We start from the raw sequence: 18,198 nt of genomic DNA on the forward strand, positions 1-18,198 counted from the left end.
GTTAAACGCGTATGGGCATGGATGCAAGAATATTGACCATGCGTGTGACAACGACTCGATCATTTTCGTTGTCATCGTTGTCGTCGAGCACGGCACGGACCAAGCCCAAGATGCGACCGTCACCCGTAAACACGACAGCCCCGCTATCACCCCGCTTTGCAAATCCTTTTCCCGGAGCCGCAGGCGTCCCAGATGAATCCGATGATCGCACGATAAAGTGATCGATCGCGCTGAAGGGTTGGCCATCAATGGGGATCGGGCTTGGGTTCACGGAGTCGATGAAGCCGACCGTTAATCGCGGACTGTTGGCCCCGATCTTGTACACCAATCGATTGAGATCATCGTCGCGAACGTCATCCACCCGATCCGGCGGATCAACGCCTGGAGGCATGTTGGATCGAAAATCGCCCAGCTCACTATCTGGAATGGAATTCTCTGGCGACAAAATCGCGGCATCGATGAAACCATCCATGCGAAAGAAACGCTGCGTGTCCGTGGCGGCCAACGCAACGGCACGCCCGCCCGGTGCACGCACAATGTAATTGTCATCCGGCGGAGACGCAGTGTTGCTGATCACGTGCGCACAGGTCAAGAAAAACGGAATGTTGCTCAAGCGTGCCTTCACGCCCATCCCGAGCGTGCCGAAATCATTTGGTGGCGGTCCGTCCGACTCGATCCGTGATCCCGCATCGGTATCGCTTGCGTAACAAAAATTGGAAACAATGACATCCGTCGGAACCATGCCTGCATAGACCATGGGCTCGACAGATTTTGCTCCATCAACCTTCTTTTTGACGTGGATACGCAGAGCCAAGTCATCGGTGCGCCGCTGGTTCGTGAACTTGTAGCCGACATCAGCGAAGAGAAACTCTGGCTGCTTGGTCAACTCTTGCTGCATCTGCAGGAAAGCCATGCGTGCGCGTGCGTAACTCACTTCAATCGGCTCGGGCAAGAATCGGACGTGCGCCGATTCCAGTTCCGACGGAAACTCGCCGAACTGAGGCTTCTTAGCTGCCTTCTTCTTGACCGCCTTCTTTTTAGCGGCCTTTTTCTTTGTAGCCTTCTTGGATGCTGTCGTCTTCTTGGATGCTGTCGTCCTTGATGCCTTGGACACACGCGCAGACCGCGACCTCGAGGACTTCTTTGCTCTCGATGACGATTTCGATGATTTCGACGATTTCGCCTTCTTCTTAGCCACAATTCTCACCTGGTTGGGGGGACAGCAATATTCATACTGTAGTTCGCACCAAGCGGGATTACGGATTGAGGGTACTAAAATCGACGTAGGGCTCGATCGTGCCGACATCCGACGAATCAGCTTGAATCACCTGATCGGTCGGGCATCCCGTTGGGGCGCAATGTGGTCCGCGGCAGTTGAGGTGACGTTCGACAAACTCACTCACGTTGACTTCGAAATTGGGGTCGTCGATTTCGAACACATTCGCCGCCAGAACGCTTTTGACTTCTTTGAGTGTCTCAGCACCGTTATCTCCACCGGCCAATGCGGCGCCGCCTGGTGCGGCGAACAACGCAGGGATCTTGCTCACCAGGTTTCCGATTTCCTTGAGCGTTTCATCCGTGATGTCTTGCTGAACACGCTCGATATACTGATCTTCCGTATAGTTCACATCCAAATTGAAAGCGCCGGCTGCCGGGCGAATGAAATCGGTGGTGAAGATCTTGTCGTTGTAGAGGGTCTCAGAGCCGAAGTCGTAGATCGGGGGCATGTCGACTTTTTGCCAACGCTTGATGCCCGCGACATCGATTTGTTCCATGTAATGCGTTTGATACACGTAAACACGGAGGTGCGTGGGAACTCGCAGCGTGATGGGCGTTCCGTGCAGATGGCCGATCTTGTTCCAACCGGTGTTACATTCGTTACGAGCCAGCATCGTGGACCGACTGGACGAGCATCCCGCGTGCATCACAACGGAGAATGCGACGATACCAACTTTAATGGAAGTTCTCATTGACACATCCCTTTTGCATTTTTCGAAGGCGAATACTTTCCATTCGCTCAAGATCAGCGAGCCGGGTTCGGCCGCGTCCTTACCGATGTCATCGGTGGTGTCAGCAAACCCTCTTCATCGAAAGGGGGGTGTGGAATGTGCGTTTCTGTACCAATGTTGGGGTGGTGCGGTCTGGTATGAGTGTGAGCGGAGCGCGGACTTTGCGGGTTGTAACGCGGGCTGTCAGGCCGTTTGACTCGCAGCCGAAGGCGCCGGAGATACTACCAAACGGATTACATCTCAGATGTCAATCGCCGCTGCCGCCTGCGCCTTCGGCTACGGGTCAAACAAGACGGAGGTGAACAGCTCGTGCTAAGGGGTTTTGTCCCGGTAGGCGGCTCGCTCGGTGGCGTAGGTTTCGGGGTTGGGCAACGATTCCGTCTCTGGTTGTTCCGACTCCCAAAGTCGACGCAAGAAGGGGCGGCACCATCCGCAACCGGTGCCCGCTCCAAAACATTCCGAAAGTTGCGATGCGGATTTCGGTCGTTGCGTCTTGAGGAACTGGATGACTTTGCGGCGCGAGACGTGAAAGCACAAGCAGAGTTCGTCGTCGTCTTTCATGAGTGCATTCTCACTCGGTGATCAAATGCGTTGCGACTTGGCATGCACCGTAGAAGTCCGGTAGTTCCAAACGCTCATCCGCCGTGTGAATGTTCTTTTGGCCGCAACCCATCGTGACCGCCGCAATGCCGTGTCGGAACAACCAGTTGGCATCCAATCCGCCGTTGGCGATTGCACGATACGGCGAGCGTCCGATTCTCAGCAGTGCTTTCTCGGCCGCCTGAATGGACGGGTGATCCTCTGGCAACGCGAATGCTTCGTAGTCGACTTGGGATTGAAACTCGCACGTGCCAGAATGGCCTGCAGCGTTCGTGACTTCCGCTGCCGCGGTTTCGAACGCGGAGCGGATCTCGCCAACGATCCGAGTGCGCATTTCGCTGTCGTGGCTGCGTGCTTCTGCTCTCAACGAGACCTCGGGAGTCACCACATTGGTGGCATCACCACCGTGGATCACACCGACGTTGGCCGTGCCGACACCGAACTCGTTTTCGACTTTGCCCAACCAGCCGCGTCGATCCAGCGACTCGATCGCGCGGGCCGCCATCACGATCGCGCTGGCACCGTTCTCGGGGGCGACTCCTGCGTGCGCCGGAATTCCGCTCAGACGAATGTCCATCCGCTCTCCGCCGATCGCACCCGTGGTAACTTTGTCGAGCGATCCTCCGTCAAAGTTGAACGCGCGGTCGACGGTGCCGACCATTTCGGTCGACAGGTGACGTGCACCGTGAAGTCCGATTTCCTCTTGGATGATGAAGACGATGACGGCGGGAGCAAACTGTTCTTCACCGACTGCTAAACGTTCCAGGGCCGCGGTCAAGATCGCAGCGCAACCGCTGCGGTCGTCCGCCCCCAGTCCCGTCGGCGCACTGCTGTGAACTTCATCGCCTCGAACCTCCGGTTGGCTGCCCAGGCAGATAGGCACGGTGTCCATGTGCGCGGACAACATCGTGATGGGACCGCTGCCGCGACCGGGGAGCTTGACGATCAAATTACCCGTATTGCCCTTGAGCTTGGTGCGTGTGTTTGCGTCGTCGGTTTGGATCCACGACGGATCGCAGTCGCCTGCGATCAATAACCCCGCGATCGCTTCCGCAACAGCTTTTTCGTCTCCGCTGCCGCCCCGAATGGCGGTCAAACTCAAAAAACGCTCCAACGCAGCCGTTTTGTTGACTTCGATCTCAGACATGGACTCGCTACACTCCTGGATAGGATTGGGCGGCAGAAGGTGCGAACCGTTCTTCCGCTCATTACTTTGTTTTCAGTTCCGACCACCATTTTTGATCGACTGCATTCCCCTTGAGTCTACCTGTTCTGGGCAACAACGACGATTCGCCTGACGGCCATTTGCCTGACCGCCAATCGAAAACACTCCCACCCTCTCACGATCTTCGTCCCGACAACATCAAACGGCACCTGCTGGATTTGTCGTTGGATGATTTGCGCCAATGGCTTGCGGACCGAGGACACAAGGCTTTTCGAGCCAAGCAGATCTTTCACTGGGTGTTCCAACGTCGCGCGGATCACTTTGACCTTATGAGCGATTTGCCGAAATCGCTCCGGGAGCAGTTGTCGCGGGAATTCGACATCTTCCGCGCCAGCGAGTCGGCAAGACAGCAGTCGGTTGACGGTACCGAGAAACTTCTGATCCGGTTGGCCGATGGTGGTGAAGTCGAATGTGTGCTGTTGCGTGACGGTGTCCGACGCAGCATCTGCGTCAGCAGCCAAGTCGGTTGCGCGATGGGCTGCGTGTTTTGCGCCAGCGGCCTGGACGGCGTGGATCGTAATCTGACTCGCGGCGAGATCCTGGAGCAGATGCTGCGATTGCAATCTCGATTGCCGCAGCAGGAACGACTGAGTCATATCGTGATGATGGGAATGGGCGAACCGCTTGCCAACCTGGACAACGTGCTCGCGTCATTGGACGTAGCCAAAGATCCAGAGGGATTGGGGATCAGTCCACGACGGATCACGATCAGCACGGTGGGTCTGCCACCGGCGATCGATCGGCTGGCCAAGAAAGGCATCCCATACAACTTGGCCGTCAGTCTGCATGCCCCCAACGAAGAACTGCGCAGCCAACTGGTGCCGGTCAATCGCAAGATCGGTATCGATGCCGTGCTGGAATCCGCGCGGCGATATTTTGAGTCGAGCGGTCGTCGATTGACGTTTGAGTACGTGTTGCTGGGCGGAATCAATGATGCGCCTGAGCACGCCAGGCAATTGGCGAGCATATTGCGTGGTCCTGCGGTGATGTTGAATGTGATTCCCTACAATCCCGTTGCCGGTTTGCCCTACGAAACGCCCAGCAGTCGCGCGATCGCGGATTTCCGACAAGTACTGGAATCGGCCGGCATCAACGTCAAGTTCCGCCAGCGCAAAGGCGGCGAGATCGATGCGGCGTGTGGCCAATTGCGTCGCAACCGTGGTGGTAAGGTCGGCGCGTAGCGGACGAATCGTGCCGCAAGCGATCGGCTTGCGGGACGTGAAAAGGATTGGTGATGAACGTGGCGATCACTTCTTGGTGGCGCGAACTTGCATCCAGATCGCGTATTCGTCCAAAGTGATCTTGCCGTCGCGATTCGTGTCTGCATCGGCGGGGCTCATCAACATCGGCTTCCACTCACTGGCGGTCAGCTCACCATTCTTGTTGGTGTCGTAACGCGAGATCAGTCGTTCCGCGTACTTCTTGTACTTTTCATCAATGGGGCCAGATGGAGCAGCAGCAGATGATGAAGAGGATCGTTCAGAGTCTGATGAGCGGGAAGCGTCTGAGCTGGATGTCATGGACGAGCCAGAGTCGGCAGGTTGGTCCAATGCCAAGATCACTTCCGATGCCGTGATGATGCCATCAGAGTTCAAGTCGGACTTGGAGAACTCCGCGACGAGTTCCGCATTCCACTCGGTTGCAAATTCAGCCATTTCTATTTGGCCATCTTTGTTGACATCTTTGTCGATAAAGAAACCAGGCAGGCCTTCGATTTCTTTTTCGGCGCTCATCACGCGATAACTCTGCCTGCCGTTGTACACATCGGGCATTTCTGTTTCGACCGAGTCACCTCGATCTCGGGTCCGTCTGCGATCATCTTGCCTTGCTGTTTCGGCAGTTTCGCGACGACGAGCGTACCGGATCGCCAGTTCATTGACCGACAGTCGTCCGTCTTTGTTGCGGTCAAAGTCCATTGGATTTCCAGCCAAGCGGCTCGACAATTCGTCTTTGCTCAAGAATCCGTCGCGATTCCGATCGTAACGTGCCATTCGCTCGCTGGCTTCTTTGCGATCCTCGTCCGTGATCTCCACAGCCATCATCTCTGCGGCAGGGCCGAAACCCATCAGCGGAGTCGTTTCCGTGGGCACGCCAAATCCGGGTACCAGCAGTTCCACTTCGAGGCCTTCATCGCCATTGCTCGATGGGGACGATGGGCCTCCGCGGTCACCACGCATCTTTTCGAATGACTCGGTCATCTTTTTCAGCGAGATCGGCTTTCCGGGCACGATCGAAGGATCGCTTTGCTGCATCCGGGTGATCATGAACTGTGCCGGCCCCTGTTGTTCGTCGGGGTCCAAGATGCCGTTGCCGTTGGTGTCCAAGCGACTGAGAAATCCGCTGGGGTCGAATCCGCCGCCGCCCCGACTGCCTCGGTCACCGCCTGGAGGGCCGCCGCGGCTGCCACGATCGCCACCTCCGCCGAACTGGGGGGGGCCTCCGCCAAAAGGTGATCCTCCACGGCCACCACGGTCTCCTCCGCCACCGAACGAAGGCCCGCCGCCGCCAAAAGGCGGTCCGCCACGACTCCCCCGATCACCGCCAGGGGGGCCACCAAACTGTGCGTCGGCTGGCACGCACAGACAGGCGAGCAGGATGCTCAGGATGGAGAATCGCAGGGAGTGTTGTGATTTGGTCATATTGATTGAACCACGCAGGGAGATGAAGGTTCCGCAGCGCAGCTATTGAATCATACGGTCTAGTGTTGCGGGAGATGAAAAACGTGGCTTGGCACGAAAGCAGTCTGTGCATATCAGCCGCCACGCGATAGCGTCCGGTTCTTCCGCCCGTAATCGGGAACCGGACGCTATCGCGTGCCGGCTGATGAATAATCCGCGCCTAGCGGGTTTTGGGTGGACTTACTCCGCTGGCGATTTTTTCCAGGGCGAGGACTGCAACGATCGCGCCAATGCAAAGGGCGACCGGGGTGATCAGACTGCCGTTCCAATCGCCCGGAGCCACATATTGCATGACTCGGTATTTTAGGTCCAGATCGGCGGTTTCTGGCGTGGGAACTTGCAACGGCCAAAGTTTGGCGATGCTGCCGAGCATCAATCCGACCAGTGCGGCCATGGTGACGTCTTGGTGGTGGCTGAGCAGGTGTCGCAGAACTCGCGAGAATGCCAGCAGTCCAAACAAGCAGCCGACGGAAAATACGCCCATCTGGACCAACTCGGTCGGCCCGACATTTCCCTTCGCTGCGTCCTTGATCATGCCCGTGATCGGCCCATACACCCCGAGCAACAGCAAGACAAACGCCCCGCTGATTCCTGGCAAAATCATCGCGCAGATGGCGATCGAGCCGGACAGAAACAGGTAGACCAACGAGGTGCTGCCGGCGGCGGGGGCCAGGAAGCTGATTCCGGCCGCGGCGGCAATGCCAAGTGTACATGCGACGATGCGAGAAGTCGTCCATTGGTGCACATGTCGCATGACGATCCAGGCGCTGGCCAGGACCAAACCAAAGAAGACTGCGAATGTTTCGGGCAATCGGTTGTCCAGCAGCCAGTGCATCGCGCCGGCCAAGCAGACGATCCCTGTCCCAATGCCCGCTCCCAGCGCAAACAGGAATCGTCCATCGATGTGGTTCCAGGCGTCCCGCCAACGGCGGTTCCGCAGCATCGCGATCGCATCCCCGTCGACGTGGCTGATCGCATTGATCAAGCGACGGTAGTGCCCCAGAATCAGCGCGACCGTTCCGCCGCTGACTCCGGGGACCGTATCGGCGGCTCCCATGCAAAAACCACGAGCGACGTTCAGCAGATCGCCGCGAATTCCGGCACTTCGGTCGGAGGCAATGGCAGCGTCATTCTGCGGCGTATCCGACGCATCCGGAATAACCGGAACGGAACTCGGGTGAGCAGGGGAGTCGTGTTCAGTTGTCTGCATCAGGGCTTCCTAGGAACCTTTTCGCGTCGAATACTCATTGGAGCTGATCATGTCGTTCTTCACATCCACCGGATAAATCTCGCGTGTTGCATCCTATCCTTATCGTTTTGATTCTCGCCGTCATCCAAGGAATTGCCGAGTTCCTGCCCATCAGCTCATCGGGGCACTTGGTGATCTTTGGCAGATTCCTGGGCAAGGCGACTGAGTCTCCCACGATGGAGATCATCCTACACGCCGGAACGCTGGGGTCCATCTTGGTTGTTTTCTGGCGTCGCATTTTGAACTTGCTGACAAGCGATCGCCGCGTGATCCCACTTTTGATCGTGGGCACGATCCCTGCGGCGGTGGTGGGACTGACATTGAAATCTCAATGTGAATGGTTGCTCAAGAATCCCTTGTTGGCGGGCTGTATGCTGCTGGTCACCGGTGGAATCTTGATCGTACTGGGCAGGTTGAAACCTCGTGAAGGCGAATATCAATCGATGTCGTGGTGGTCGGCCATTGCGGTCGGTGCATTCCAAGCCGTCGCGGTCTTGCCGGGTGTCAGCCGAAGTGGTTCAACGATTCTCGGCGGTCGGATGCTAGGCTTGAAAAATGACGACTCGGTCACGTTTTCCTTCTTGCTGGCGATTCCCGCCATCGGTGGAGCAACCGTGTTGGCGCTCAAGGACGTGGTGGAAACCATTCAAGCCGGGGAGGCTCTCGACTACTCGCTCACCGAGATGGCGTTGGGCGCGGTCGTCTCGTTCATCGTCGGCATCGTTGCGTTGAAATGGTTGATCGGCTGGAGCAAACAAGATCGCTTGCACTGGTTTGCTTGGTGGTGCATCCCGTTCGGCATCGTCGTGATCGTGCTCGCGTTGACGCACGTGATCTGAGTGCCCCTTTGGAGACTGATGATTTTGTGAGCCGCAATGCGCTCGCCTGGGCTGATGATTTAGTCGAAAATGGGAACGAAAGTGTGAGCCGTGGGCCGTAAGGCACCGCCCTGTTCAAGATCTGGGGTTGTGGCGCTGCGGCGCTCCGCAAGTTTCTGTCACGTCCCTACGGGGCGTATGGTTTGAGTTTGGGCGGTTAGTAGCGTTCGTTCTCGACTTGGAAAGTCGAACGACAATCGTCGCTCACAATACGCGTTTGAGATCGAACCTCATGTCTAACTGCAACCTCTCCCTCAACTTGTTGGGGGAGAGGTCGGACGAGGCGTTGAGCCTTCGTCCGGGTGAGGGGGCGATACACGCCGGAAATGTGCGCAGACGGGGTCCTCACCCGAGCATCGCCTGGACGGCTAAGCTTGGACTGCTCAAAGTTTGGTGTTGTGTCTTTCTGGGTTTGCGCAAGAAAGTTTATGTCCCTACTGCCGGCCCCAGTGAGCCTCAGGCGCTAGCCGTGGGCCTGAGGCGGATTGTGGTGCCGGCCCACGGCTAGCGCCTGAGGCTTACTTTGATTGCGATGCATGGAACGAAAACATGGACTGCCGGCGCAGCTGGTGGCCCCAGTGAGCCTCAGGCGCTAGCCGTGGGCCTGTGGCGGATTGTGGTGCCGGCCCACGGCTAGCGCCTGAGACTTACTTTGATTGCGATGCATGGAACGAAAACATGGACTGAAAAAAATGCCAACCCCAAACTTTGAGCAGTCCAGTGCCGTGCGCGTCACCATTGCGTCTAGTCTTCGGTCCCGACGTTATCTGCGTTGTCCGCCTCGGCGTCGTTGACGTCTCTTCTCTTATCGCTCTCATTCTCAGCCGCATTGACTTCCTCTGAGAGATCAATGGTGCTGGGGCTGGGCATGTCGCTTACCGGCAACGAAGAGATCACCATCGCTTGATCCAGCGGATCCAACCCGAGTGCGACTTGCATCTGAACGAGTGCATCGAAATAGTCTCGCTGAGCTTCCACCAACTTGATTTCCGTCTCGTTGACCTTTGTTTCCAAGAGGTTCAGATAGATCAAATCGATCTTGCCTTGACGAAACGCAAAGCGATAGCGTTGCAAGACATCCAGGGACGCCTTCAAACTGGCTTCGGTTTGTTCCACGATCAACGCAGACTGTTCCAACGCGTTTCGAGCGGTCTGCAGCTCAATCGAGATCTTGTCTCGTGCGAGTCGGAGCTTCTCGGAAAGTTCGTTGATTTTGCCGGACGTCGACCGTACCTTGCCGCGTGCCTTGCTCCGTTGAATCGGCACTTCGCTGGTGAACCCGAGCAGCAACTCAAACTCGCCCTTGTCATCCGATTTGGTTGCCGGTTCGCCCATGTCCTGGGACGCTTCCATGACAAAATCGAGTCGCGGCAACATTTCGTTACAAGCCAACTGCTGGTCCAATTGCGTTTGTCGGATTTGCAATCGAATCAATTGCGGTTCGGGACGACGAGCCAGCGAGGAAAGCAAGGCCTCCTGGAGATCCTGCAATTCCAGCGGAGTGATCAACGGGAAACTTGTCGGCAACCACTGATCGTCGGGAACCAGACTTTGCCCAATTTCATTTCGGAGGTAGAGACTCAGCTTAAAACCCGTGGCGCGAAATTTCTGTTCGGTCTCGAATAGTTTTGCGCGGCGTTCGGCAATCAATTGTTCATTGAAGATCAAGTTGACTTCGGGAAACTTGTCTGCCTTGACGCCGATCTCGAACTGCTTGGCTCGTTTCTCCGCCAAATCCAGCAACTCACGTTGCGCGCGTAAAATGGCTCCAGCAGCGACCCATTGCCAATAGGCCGAGGCTGCTTCACGAGACGCATCGAGAATCGATTGCTGGATGGTGGGGATCGCCATCTGTTGGGAGAGCGATGCACGAAAAACGGCCACACGTTCGGCGTCGATCGCACGACCCTGCAGCAGCGGTTGAGTCAACTTGACTTTGAACTCGCCCGCGTCATCCGTTTGGCGTTCCTTGTACCAAGGCTGATAGAAACCACGTCCGATGCGATATCCTGCGGCGACGTAACCGCCCCACCAAGTTTGCCGGGCAAGCCCCAGTCCGTTTCGATAGTTGCGATAAAAACCGGTCGGCTCGGAAAGCGAAAAGGCGTCGAATTTGGTGTCGTAGGCTCCGCGAGCGCTCAACAGTTCACCGCTCGCGATGCGAGGTTGCTGACGCGCAGCAGCGATCTCCGGATAGCCTCGATAGGTGCTGGCGATCACGTCTGCCAAAGTCAACCCTTCGCGGATTTCCTCGGCCACGGCGTCGCCATCGATCAAATCGCTCAGCGGATCGTTGGCCAGCAGATCGGGCAGCATGGTCCGAGAGTCGAGTGCCTGCTGATCCGATCGGTCTCCAGAAGTTCTCTCGGAACCATCGACTCCGTTGAGCTCGACATCGCTATCGTCGTCAGCGCCGTCCAGACCGTCATCGCTCCAAGCAGCCAGAAACTGCTTAAAGGTTTTCTCTTGTTCCTTGCCTCTGAACGGCCCCGTATCGGTGGGTGACTGAGCTTGGCAGATGGCAGCCGCCGTCCACGCGACCCCGAACGCTATCAACGAGGCTACGGTTTTGGCAGCTTGACCTTGACGCCTTTGTCCTTGTCTTTGTCTTTGCCGGTTGCCGGCTCGTCGTCGGCAACAATGGCCGGGAAACCATTGAGCTGTCGCCATATTTCGTATCCGAGTGGAACTTGTTTTAGTAGCACCCAACCGTTGGCGCGAACTCCTTGTCGTAAATATCGGCCATCAGGCCATCCGTCCTCGCGAGGAAAATGATTATCGGGTGTGACGACCACTCGAAAGTTGCCTTTGCCATCATCGGTTGGGAAGACTCGGTTGACTTTACCGCCAAAAGTCCCGACGGCGACCGAGGGCCAGCCGACGAACTGCACCGCCGGCCAGCCTTCGAATTGCAAGCGAACCCGGTCACCTTCTTTGATCAGAGGCATATCGTTCCCGCTGACTTTCATCTCCACCGCCAGCTCATCGGTATCGGGCACGATCACAAACAGTTGGTCGCCTTCCTTGACCGTGTCGCTGCCTGCGACGCCGAACCATTGTTGGATGTAGCCGGAACGCGGCGCGCGAACTTCCAACCGATCCATTTCGTTGCGTTTGGTCCGTAAGTCGACGATCTCTTTTTCGACCGTATTGAGCTTTTGGAGTGCTTCGAGAACCTTTTGGTTGGCCATCTGATTCTTCAAATCGATCTCATGCAGTTTGGATTGGATTTCTTCTTCTTTGGACAACAGTGTCGCCCACAATTCCTCCACCGCATTCTCGGCCTTGCTGACTTTGGCGAACTGGGATTCCACCGCCTGTTGTTTGGAAAACAACTCTTCCCGGGAGATCAGTCCCTGGCTGACCACGCGTTCAGCAATCCGCAACTGATTTCGTTTGTCTTGCAACTCGGCTTGCGCAGCGGCGACCTCGTCCTTTGCTTGGTCCCATTTACGCTTGGCGGCTTCGTAATCTTGCTTGAGCGACAGCGCCATTGCTGCGCCGCTGTTTTCCTGCAAGGTAACGCCCTGCTCGGCAACTTCCAAACTGGACTTGGCCGCAGCTTCCTTGGACTCCATCGCAACGATTTGCGTATCGATTTGCGAGACACCTTCCGAGGCGAACGGCGTCAACCGCAGCAACAAGTCGTTTTCTTCCACATAGCTGCCTTCGCGAAGTCCCGGCTTGACGTAACTGACCACGCCTTTGGAGGGACTCATCACAGGTTGCGGGCGTTTTTGAGGGTCCAAGGCGACCACTGCTCCGATTCCCGGAGCTGTTTGTCGCCAAGGCACGAACACCAGCCCGATGATCGCGAAGAACAATGTGATGAATGTCAGCCGAGCGCACTTGCGGATCAGTCCGCCGGTGCGAACCAATTGCATCGCAGGAAAGTCGGTCGGATTGGATCGGGTGAACATGATGCGTAATTGTGGAGTTGTTTGGTGATGGATCGAGGATCGCGTTTGGCTGCGTCCCCTCACGATGTGAAATGTCGCTTGATCTTCCAGATCGATAGCGGCTGATGAATAATCCGGGCTAATGCTGGGCTGATCAAAGTTTGGGGTTGACATTGTTTTTTCAGTCCATGTTTTCGTTCCATGCATCGCAATCAAAGTGAGCCTCAGGCGCTAGCCGTGGGCCGGCACCACAATCCGCCTCAGGCGCTAGCCGTGGGCCGGCACCACAATCCGCCTCAGGCGCTAGCCGTGGGCCGGCACCACAATCCGCCTCAGGCGCACGGCTAGCGCCTGAGGCTCACTGGGACCACCAGCTGCGCCGGCAGTAGGGACATAAACTTGCGCAAACCCAAAATGCCACAACCCCAAACTTTGAGCAGTCCGGGCTAATGCCCGAACGACGTCAGTCGGCAACTCCTTCTAGCTAGTCAGTCTCAAGTAAATCTTTTGGTCACACCACGCGGCAACGTCTGCGCATTGTGTGTTGACGATCAGCGTCCAAGGACAATCTTTGGCGGTCAGATTCTGCATGATCTCACTGCGTTTTTCTTCAGCCAAATAGTCCAACACTCCGTCGACGATCAACACCTTGGGCAACGTCACGACGGCCCGTGCCAGGGTCAATTGGCGTGCTTGGATGTGCGTCAACGGATATCCGTCTGTTTGCAATTGCGTTTGTAATCCGTCTCGCAATCGGACCACGTCATCGGAGAGTCCCGCTGTCTTGAGAGCTTGTTGAATCCGGGCCCGCGCCGACCCACTGCGTCCCAGGTCAATGTTTTCTTGCAGCGTGCCATGGAACACATCTCCGCGTCCCGAATAAGCGATCAACTCGCCATGGCTGTTGGCGGCGGCCACCGAAGCGTCGATTCCGGCGATCTGTATCAGACCGCTGGTGGGTGAACAAAGTCCGGCCAACGCGCGCGTCAGCAACGCCCTGGCATTGGTGTCGTCACCCAACAGTGCCACATGGCTGCCGGCCTGGATGGATTGTTTCTCGATGTTCACTTTGGGAGTCACGAATCCGAACGACAATTGGCTCCACTTGACTTCCGCAGGTCGATTATCCACGACACCAAAATCTTGACGCGGATCGACTGGCAGATCGATCAAGTGACCGACTTTGTCGATGCCCGCCATCAAGTCATAGAATTTCTCCAGCGACTTGCCTCCCTTGGCGAACGCACCCACGACGGTGGTCACCACCAGTTCGCTGGCGACCAACTGCCCCAGCGTCAATTGACCGATGATGACCAGCCAGCCGCCCAGTCCGAGCAACGCGGTCGACGCGATGGTTTGCAGACCGATGGCGAAGATCACTTGGCGAATGACGACACGGAACTGACTCTTGCGAGCTTGCAAGTAATCGGCGGTCAATTGGTTGGCTTTGGTGATCGCCAAGGATTCCCCGCCGCCGACTTTGAATACCGATGGCATCGCTAGAACATCTTGCAACCAATGGGCAACACGGTACTTGGTGATCGATTCGTCGATCGCGGTTCGGATCCCGCCGAACCCCAGCATCCAAGTGATAAACACCATCGAGATGAGCAAGATGATGTCGAACCCGAGCAGGAACGGGTGATAGAACGCCAACAAGATCATGCCGATCATGGTCGTCAAGACGATCGAAACACCGTCCAGCAACAACACCGCGATCGCTTTTTGGATCGTCATGATGTCGAACACACGATTGGCCAACTCGCGTGGATACTCGCCTTCCAGGGCATGCTGATTGACGCGAGGAAACCGGTGTGCCAAGTCACCTACGATCCGCACGAACTGACGACGTTGCATGATTTCGACGACGATCGTCTGCAGAACCTTCAGCACCCCCGACAGTCCCAGGCATACCAGCAGGATCAAACCGAGCACGATCAGAGGCTGAATGAAAATGCCCCAACTGACGACGTTGACCAGCGACTCGATCGCCAGCGGCGTTGCCAAACCAAGGATGCCTGCCACAAACGCAAACAAGACGACCGTCCATACGTCTCGGCGGTCCAATGCGATCAGCATCAGAAACCGCTTGAGCGGTTTCATGTGTTCGTGATGATCGTGATGATCATGCGAATGACCGCCAGAGGTGATGCTGTCGCAGGAGAGCTCTCGTCGGCAGAGAATCGCTGCGATTGTGTTCTTGGGACGTATCAGGCGATGGACCTGTCGCGCGGTCAGTTTCCGGATCCGAGTCTGTTCGCCGATCGTGCATGCTTCAAAGCGTCTGCCGCTTCCCTCGGTCAGCACGGTCCACTGTTCATTGGGAGACAGCAGCACCACGGGAAATCCGTTTCTCAGGAACTCTGTGATATCTTGGGTGTCGTCTTCGGTCAGGACCGTGGTGGCAATTCCGGCATTGCTCGCACTGAGATTCAGACCCGCAATCGCTTGTGCCCCTGGCCTGGAGAGATCCGTTTCGGCTGCGTCGTCGCGGCCACGAACGTCCGCCCTGTCGACCGAGACATGGAGCGCCAGCCCGACTTGAGTCAAAACCTTGAATAAAACGTCTTCGTCGCCCTGACGGCGTTCAGAGATCGGAACCGATGCCTCAGCATCCGATTTGCTTTGATTGCTATCCATGGGAGAGTCAGACATCGGTTTCCAAGAGATTCATTCAAACGGAGTATTAAGCAAGTGGCAGGCAGATCTCACCATGTGTCACGTCACACCTATTTTCATCGGCAAGACAAGTCTCGGCATCGAGCAAAGTCGTCTTCTGGGGCTGAATCACTATCGAGGCTGGCTAGGCAAATTACTCGCCTGGATCTTTTCGTTCGCGTAATTGTCCACTTCGTGAACGTTCAGATCGTCGCTGTACTGATCCGTCCGAACGATGATGATTTCCCCGTGAGAGTCCTGTTCAATGGCGGCCCCGTGGTGTCGAGAAAGCTCCAGAGTCGCAAGAAACCAACCAATCAGTGCCGATTTGTGGATTCCGCCCTCGATCAAATCCAGCAAAGGTACGGAATTCCGATCGGCCAATCGTTTGTGAATCCGCTGCATGTAAACGTGGATCGGCGTGTCGTCGTAGATGACTTCGGTTTGCGGCGGCCCTTTGGATTCCCGCATGATCCGGCCAAAAGCGCTGACGAGGTCCCAAATCTCCAAATCCGCGATCGGCTGATCGCCTGGATCGATGCGGCGAGACGGCAAATCGTCGCTCATCCGCTCGTATCGCTGTTGCCATCGGCCAGCCATCTCGTCCAGCACAGCCGCCGCGTCTCGAATCTCCTTGTATTGCAGCAAACGCTCGACCAATTCGGACTGCGGGTCCTCGATTTCCTCCACCGCCTCCTCTTCGTCTGCCGGTCTGGGCAGCACCGCTTGGCTTTTCAGCTCCACCAGGGTGCTGGCCAAGTCGACGAAATCACCCACGTCGGTCAAATCGAGTTCTTGCAGGATTTCCAGGTATTCACCGTACTGGTCGATCACTTTGGCCAACGAAACCTCCATCAAGCTGACTTCCTGGCGACGGGCCAAGTAGAGCAGCAAGTCCATGGGACCTCGGTAAATCGGCAATTCGACGCGAAATGTCATGAATGGGTGTACGGCGAACGGTGGTAAATTGTGCGGCTGAATCGAGACCAAGGTACACCAACCCAGGCCGCAGGGACGAGGTCGCCAGGCGGCAAAAACTTGGTAAAGTCGGCAAAAGGGGCTGACTTTCTCGGGATTTTCTCACAAGGCTGTGACCGGGACACACAAGTTGGCCCTTGTTGGTTGGGGCCACCAAAATTATCATTTTCGATTCGTTTCCAGTCCCTGGTCCCAATCTTACAGTCCCTATCACACACGGTCCCATTCTCTGATGTCCAACCCCATCCAGCGACACGTTCTCTCCGCACTGGTGCAGAACGTTCCCGGGGTGCTCGCCCATATTTCTGGGATGCTTGCCTCACGCGGATTCAACATCGACTCCCTCGCGGTCGGTGAAACCGAAGACACCCGTTTGTCCCGAATGACGTTCGTCGTCGTCGGTGACGATCGAGTCCTGGAACAAGTACGCAAGCAGTTGGAGAAAATCGTCACGGTCGTACGAGTGATCGATGTCAGTGCCCAAGACCACGTCGAACGCGACCTGTTACTGGTCCGTGTGAAATGCAGCCAAGGCGGAACCCGCGCCGAACTCCGTGAACTGGCTGATATTTTCCGCGGAAAAATCGTCGATGTCGGTCCAGAAGAATTGATGATCGAAATGAGCGGTCGTGAAAACAAAGTCCAGGCGTTCATCGAACGTATTCGACCCTACGGGATCACGGAACTGGTTCGCACCGGTCGGATCGCGATGGTGCGAAGCGACTGTTTGTCGGCCGAAAAATCCGATTCCAAGGCACAGCCCAGTAGGGCAACCGTCTGAGCCCGATCATCGCTTTCTTGCTGAATACGCGCGGAGCTTTCGTTCACTTCAGGTCTGAGCGTTCCGCTGATCACCTCATCCGGCGCACATCCAGGCCTGCCTTGGCAATCCGGGTAAGCGTTAAGGGAAAAGCCCAAAAAGCGAACATCGAATTCAACCGGTTTCGCTTTCCAACCTTTCAATACATTCATTGCTTCCTCTCTCGAAAAGACACTCTCCATGGCTGCCACCATCTACTACGAAAACGACGCTGACCTCTCGCACCTCAAGGGCAAGACCATCGCGATTCTCGGCTACGGTTCACAAGGACACGCGCAAGCCCAGAACCTTCGCGATAGCGGTTGCAACGTTGTGATCGGACAACGCCCCGGTTCCAAGAACTACGACCTCGCTGTCTCCCACGATTTCAAGCCGATGTCGATCGCCGAAGCCACCAAGGCGGCCGATGTCGTCAACGTGTTGTTGCCCGACGAAGTGCAAGCGGACATCTTCAAGTCGGAGATACGTGACAACCTGTCCAAGGGCAACATCCTGATGTGCTCACACGGATTCAACATCCACTTTGAACAAATCACGCCTCCCGAAGGTATCGATACCCTGCTGGTTGCCCCCAAAGGCCCCGGGCACTTGGTACGTAGCGAGTACGAAAAAGGTGGCGGGGTTCCCTGCTTGATCGCCCTGGGCGAAGGAGCAGCCGAGTCGACCAAGAACATCGGTTTGGCGTACGCGAAAGGCATCGGGGGAACCCGCGGTGGTGTGATTCAAACGTCGTTCGCCGAAGAAACCGAGACGGACCTGTTCGGCGAACAAGTCGTTTTGTGCGGCGGCGTGAGCGAGTTGGTCAAAGCCGGTTTTGAAACGCTGGTGGAAGCCGGCTATCAGCCCGAAATGGCGTACTTTGAGTGCATGCACGAACTGAAGCTCATCGTCGACTTGCTCTATCAAGGCGGCTTGAGCTACATGCGTTACAGCATCAGCAACACCGCCGAGTACGGTGACTACGTCAGCGGTCCGCGAATCATCACGCCCGAAACCAAGCTTGAGATGAAGCGGATCCTGACCGAGATCCAAAACGGAACCTTCGCCCGCAATTGGATCCTCGAAAACCGTGGCGGCGCCGCGTTCTTCAAAGCCACCCGTCGTCGCGAGCGTGACCACGGCGTCGAGCAAATCGGCCGCGGCCTCCGCAAGATGATGACTTGGATCGAAGAAAAAGAAGTTTGATCCAAGGGTGTTAGCCATA

General features: G+C 56.5%; 14 protein-coding genes. 4 read left to right on the top strand and 10 right to left on the bottom strand.

What is annotated here, in order from left to right; genetic code table 11:
• Nucleotide 1: 1 nt before the first annotated feature.
• From Pla52nx_RS21280 to Pla52nx_RS21295, 4 genes are all read right to left on the bottom strand, one after another.
• The gene (locus tag Pla52nx_RS21280; RefSeq protein WP_197454690.1) at nucleotides 2-1,114 is read right to left on the bottom strand and encodes a hypothetical protein; all 1,113 of its coding nucleotides are present in this window, start codon (nucleotides 1,112-1,114) and stop codon (nucleotides 2-4) included.
• A 142-nt stretch (nucleotides 1,115-1,256) separates the two neighbouring features.
• A complete protein-coding gene (locus tag Pla52nx_RS21285) occupies nucleotides 1,257-1,970 on the bottom strand; it encodes a hypothetical protein (protein ID WP_146520768.1) in 714 nt (237 codons plus the stop codon).
• Between the two features lie 351 nt (nucleotides 1,971-2,321).
• On the bottom strand, nucleotides 2,322-2,570 hold the full coding sequence (locus Pla52nx_RS21290) for a (2Fe-2S)-binding protein (protein WP_146520767.1): 249 nt from the start codon (nucleotides 2,568-2,570) through the stop codon (nucleotides 2,322-2,324).
• Nucleotides 2,571-2,580: 10 nt separating this feature from the next.
• Nucleotides 2,581-3,756, bottom strand: coding sequence for a M20/M25/M40 family metallo-hydrolase (locus Pla52nx_RS21295; protein WP_146520766.1), 1,176 nt, complete (start codon nucleotides 3,754-3,756; stop codon nucleotides 2,581-2,583).
• A gap of 215 nt (nucleotides 3,757-3,971) precedes the next feature.
• Between Pla52nx_RS21295 and rlmN the strand changes: the two genes are divergently transcribed.
• On the top strand, nucleotides 3,972-5,015 hold the full coding sequence (gene rlmN, locus Pla52nx_RS21300) for a 23S rRNA (adenine(2503)-C(2))-methyltransferase RlmN (RefSeq protein ID WP_146521260.1): 1,044 nt from the start codon (nucleotides 3,972-3,974) through the stop codon (nucleotides 5,013-5,015).
• Between the two features lie 66 nt (nucleotides 5,016-5,081).
• Here the strand turns inward: rlmN and Pla52nx_RS21305 are convergent, their stop codons facing one another.
• Together Pla52nx_RS21305 and Pla52nx_RS21310 are read right to left on the bottom strand one after the other, a co-directional pair.
• Nucleotides 5,082-6,473 (bottom strand): EF-hand domain-containing protein, encoded by a 1,392-nt coding sequence (locus Pla52nx_RS21305; RefSeq protein WP_146520765.1) that lies wholly within the window; start codon nucleotides 6,471-6,473, stop codon nucleotides 5,082-5,084.
• Between the two features lie 199 nt (nucleotides 6,474-6,672).
• Entirely contained in the window at nucleotides 6,673-7,722 is a 1,050-nt protein-coding gene (locus tag Pla52nx_RS21310; RefSeq protein WP_146520764.1) for a DUF368 domain-containing protein, read from the bottom strand.
• Between the two features lie 86 nt (nucleotides 7,723-7,808).
• Between Pla52nx_RS21310 and Pla52nx_RS21315 the strand changes: the two genes are divergently transcribed.
• Nucleotides 7,809-8,600 carry an undecaprenyl-diphosphate phosphatase gene (locus Pla52nx_RS21315; RefSeq protein WP_146521259.1) on the top strand — a complete coding sequence of 264 codons (792 nt, stop codon included), beginning with the start codon at nucleotides 7,809-7,811 and terminating at the stop codon, nucleotides 8,598-8,600.
• 783 nt (nucleotides 8,601-9,383) lie between these two features.
• On the opposite strand, the gene Pla52nx_RS21320 is transcribed toward Pla52nx_RS21315, so the two are convergent.
• The 4 genes from Pla52nx_RS21320 to Pla52nx_RS21335 all read right to left on the bottom strand — a co-directional run bounded on the left by Pla52nx_RS21320 (nucleotide 9,384) and on the right by Pla52nx_RS21335 (nucleotide 16,135).
• Nucleotides 9,384-11,195: a TolC family protein gene (locus Pla52nx_RS21320; RefSeq protein ID WP_231742050.1), complete on the bottom strand. Its 1,812-nt coding sequence runs from the start codon at nucleotides 11,193-11,195 to the stop codon at nucleotides 9,384-9,386.
• A gap of 5 nt (nucleotides 11,196-11,200) precedes the next feature.
• Nucleotides 11,201-12,559, bottom strand: a complete 1,359-nt coding sequence (locus Pla52nx_RS21325; RefSeq protein WP_231742049.1) for an HlyD family secretion protein — start codon at nucleotides 12,557-12,559, stop codon at nucleotides 11,201-11,203.
• Between the two features lie 459 nt (nucleotides 12,560-13,018).
• Nucleotides 13,019-15,193: an ATP-binding cassette domain-containing protein gene (locus Pla52nx_RS21330; protein WP_231742048.1), complete on the bottom strand. Its 2,175-nt coding sequence runs from the start codon at nucleotides 15,191-15,193 to the stop codon at nucleotides 13,019-13,021.
• A gap of 135 nt (nucleotides 15,194-15,328) precedes the next feature.
• Nucleotides 15,329-16,135 (bottom strand): segregation and condensation protein A, encoded by an 807-nt coding sequence (locus Pla52nx_RS21335; protein WP_146520762.1) that lies wholly within the window; start codon nucleotides 16,133-16,135, stop codon nucleotides 15,329-15,331.
• A gap of 271 nt (nucleotides 16,136-16,406) precedes the next feature.
• On the opposite strand from Pla52nx_RS21335, the gene ilvN reads away from it, so the two are divergent.
• Both ilvN and ilvC read left to right on the top strand, forming a co-directional pair.
• On the top strand, nucleotides 16,407-16,955 hold the full coding sequence (ilvN, locus tag Pla52nx_RS21340; protein ID WP_146520761.1) for an acetolactate synthase small subunit: 549 nt from the start codon (nucleotides 16,407-16,409) through the stop codon (nucleotides 16,953-16,955).
• Between the two features lie 219 nt (nucleotides 16,956-17,174).
• Entirely contained in the window at nucleotides 17,175-18,179 is a 1,005-nt protein-coding gene (ilvC, locus tag Pla52nx_RS21345; RefSeq protein WP_146520760.1) for a ketol-acid reductoisomerase, read from the top strand.
• Nucleotides 18,180-18,198 lie beyond the last annotated feature (19 nt).

This window comes from Stieleria varia (assembly GCF_038443385.1).
In the GTDB taxonomy this organism is placed as follows: Bacteria; Planctomycetota; Planctomycetia; order Pirellulales; family Pirellulaceae; genus Stieleria; species Stieleria varia.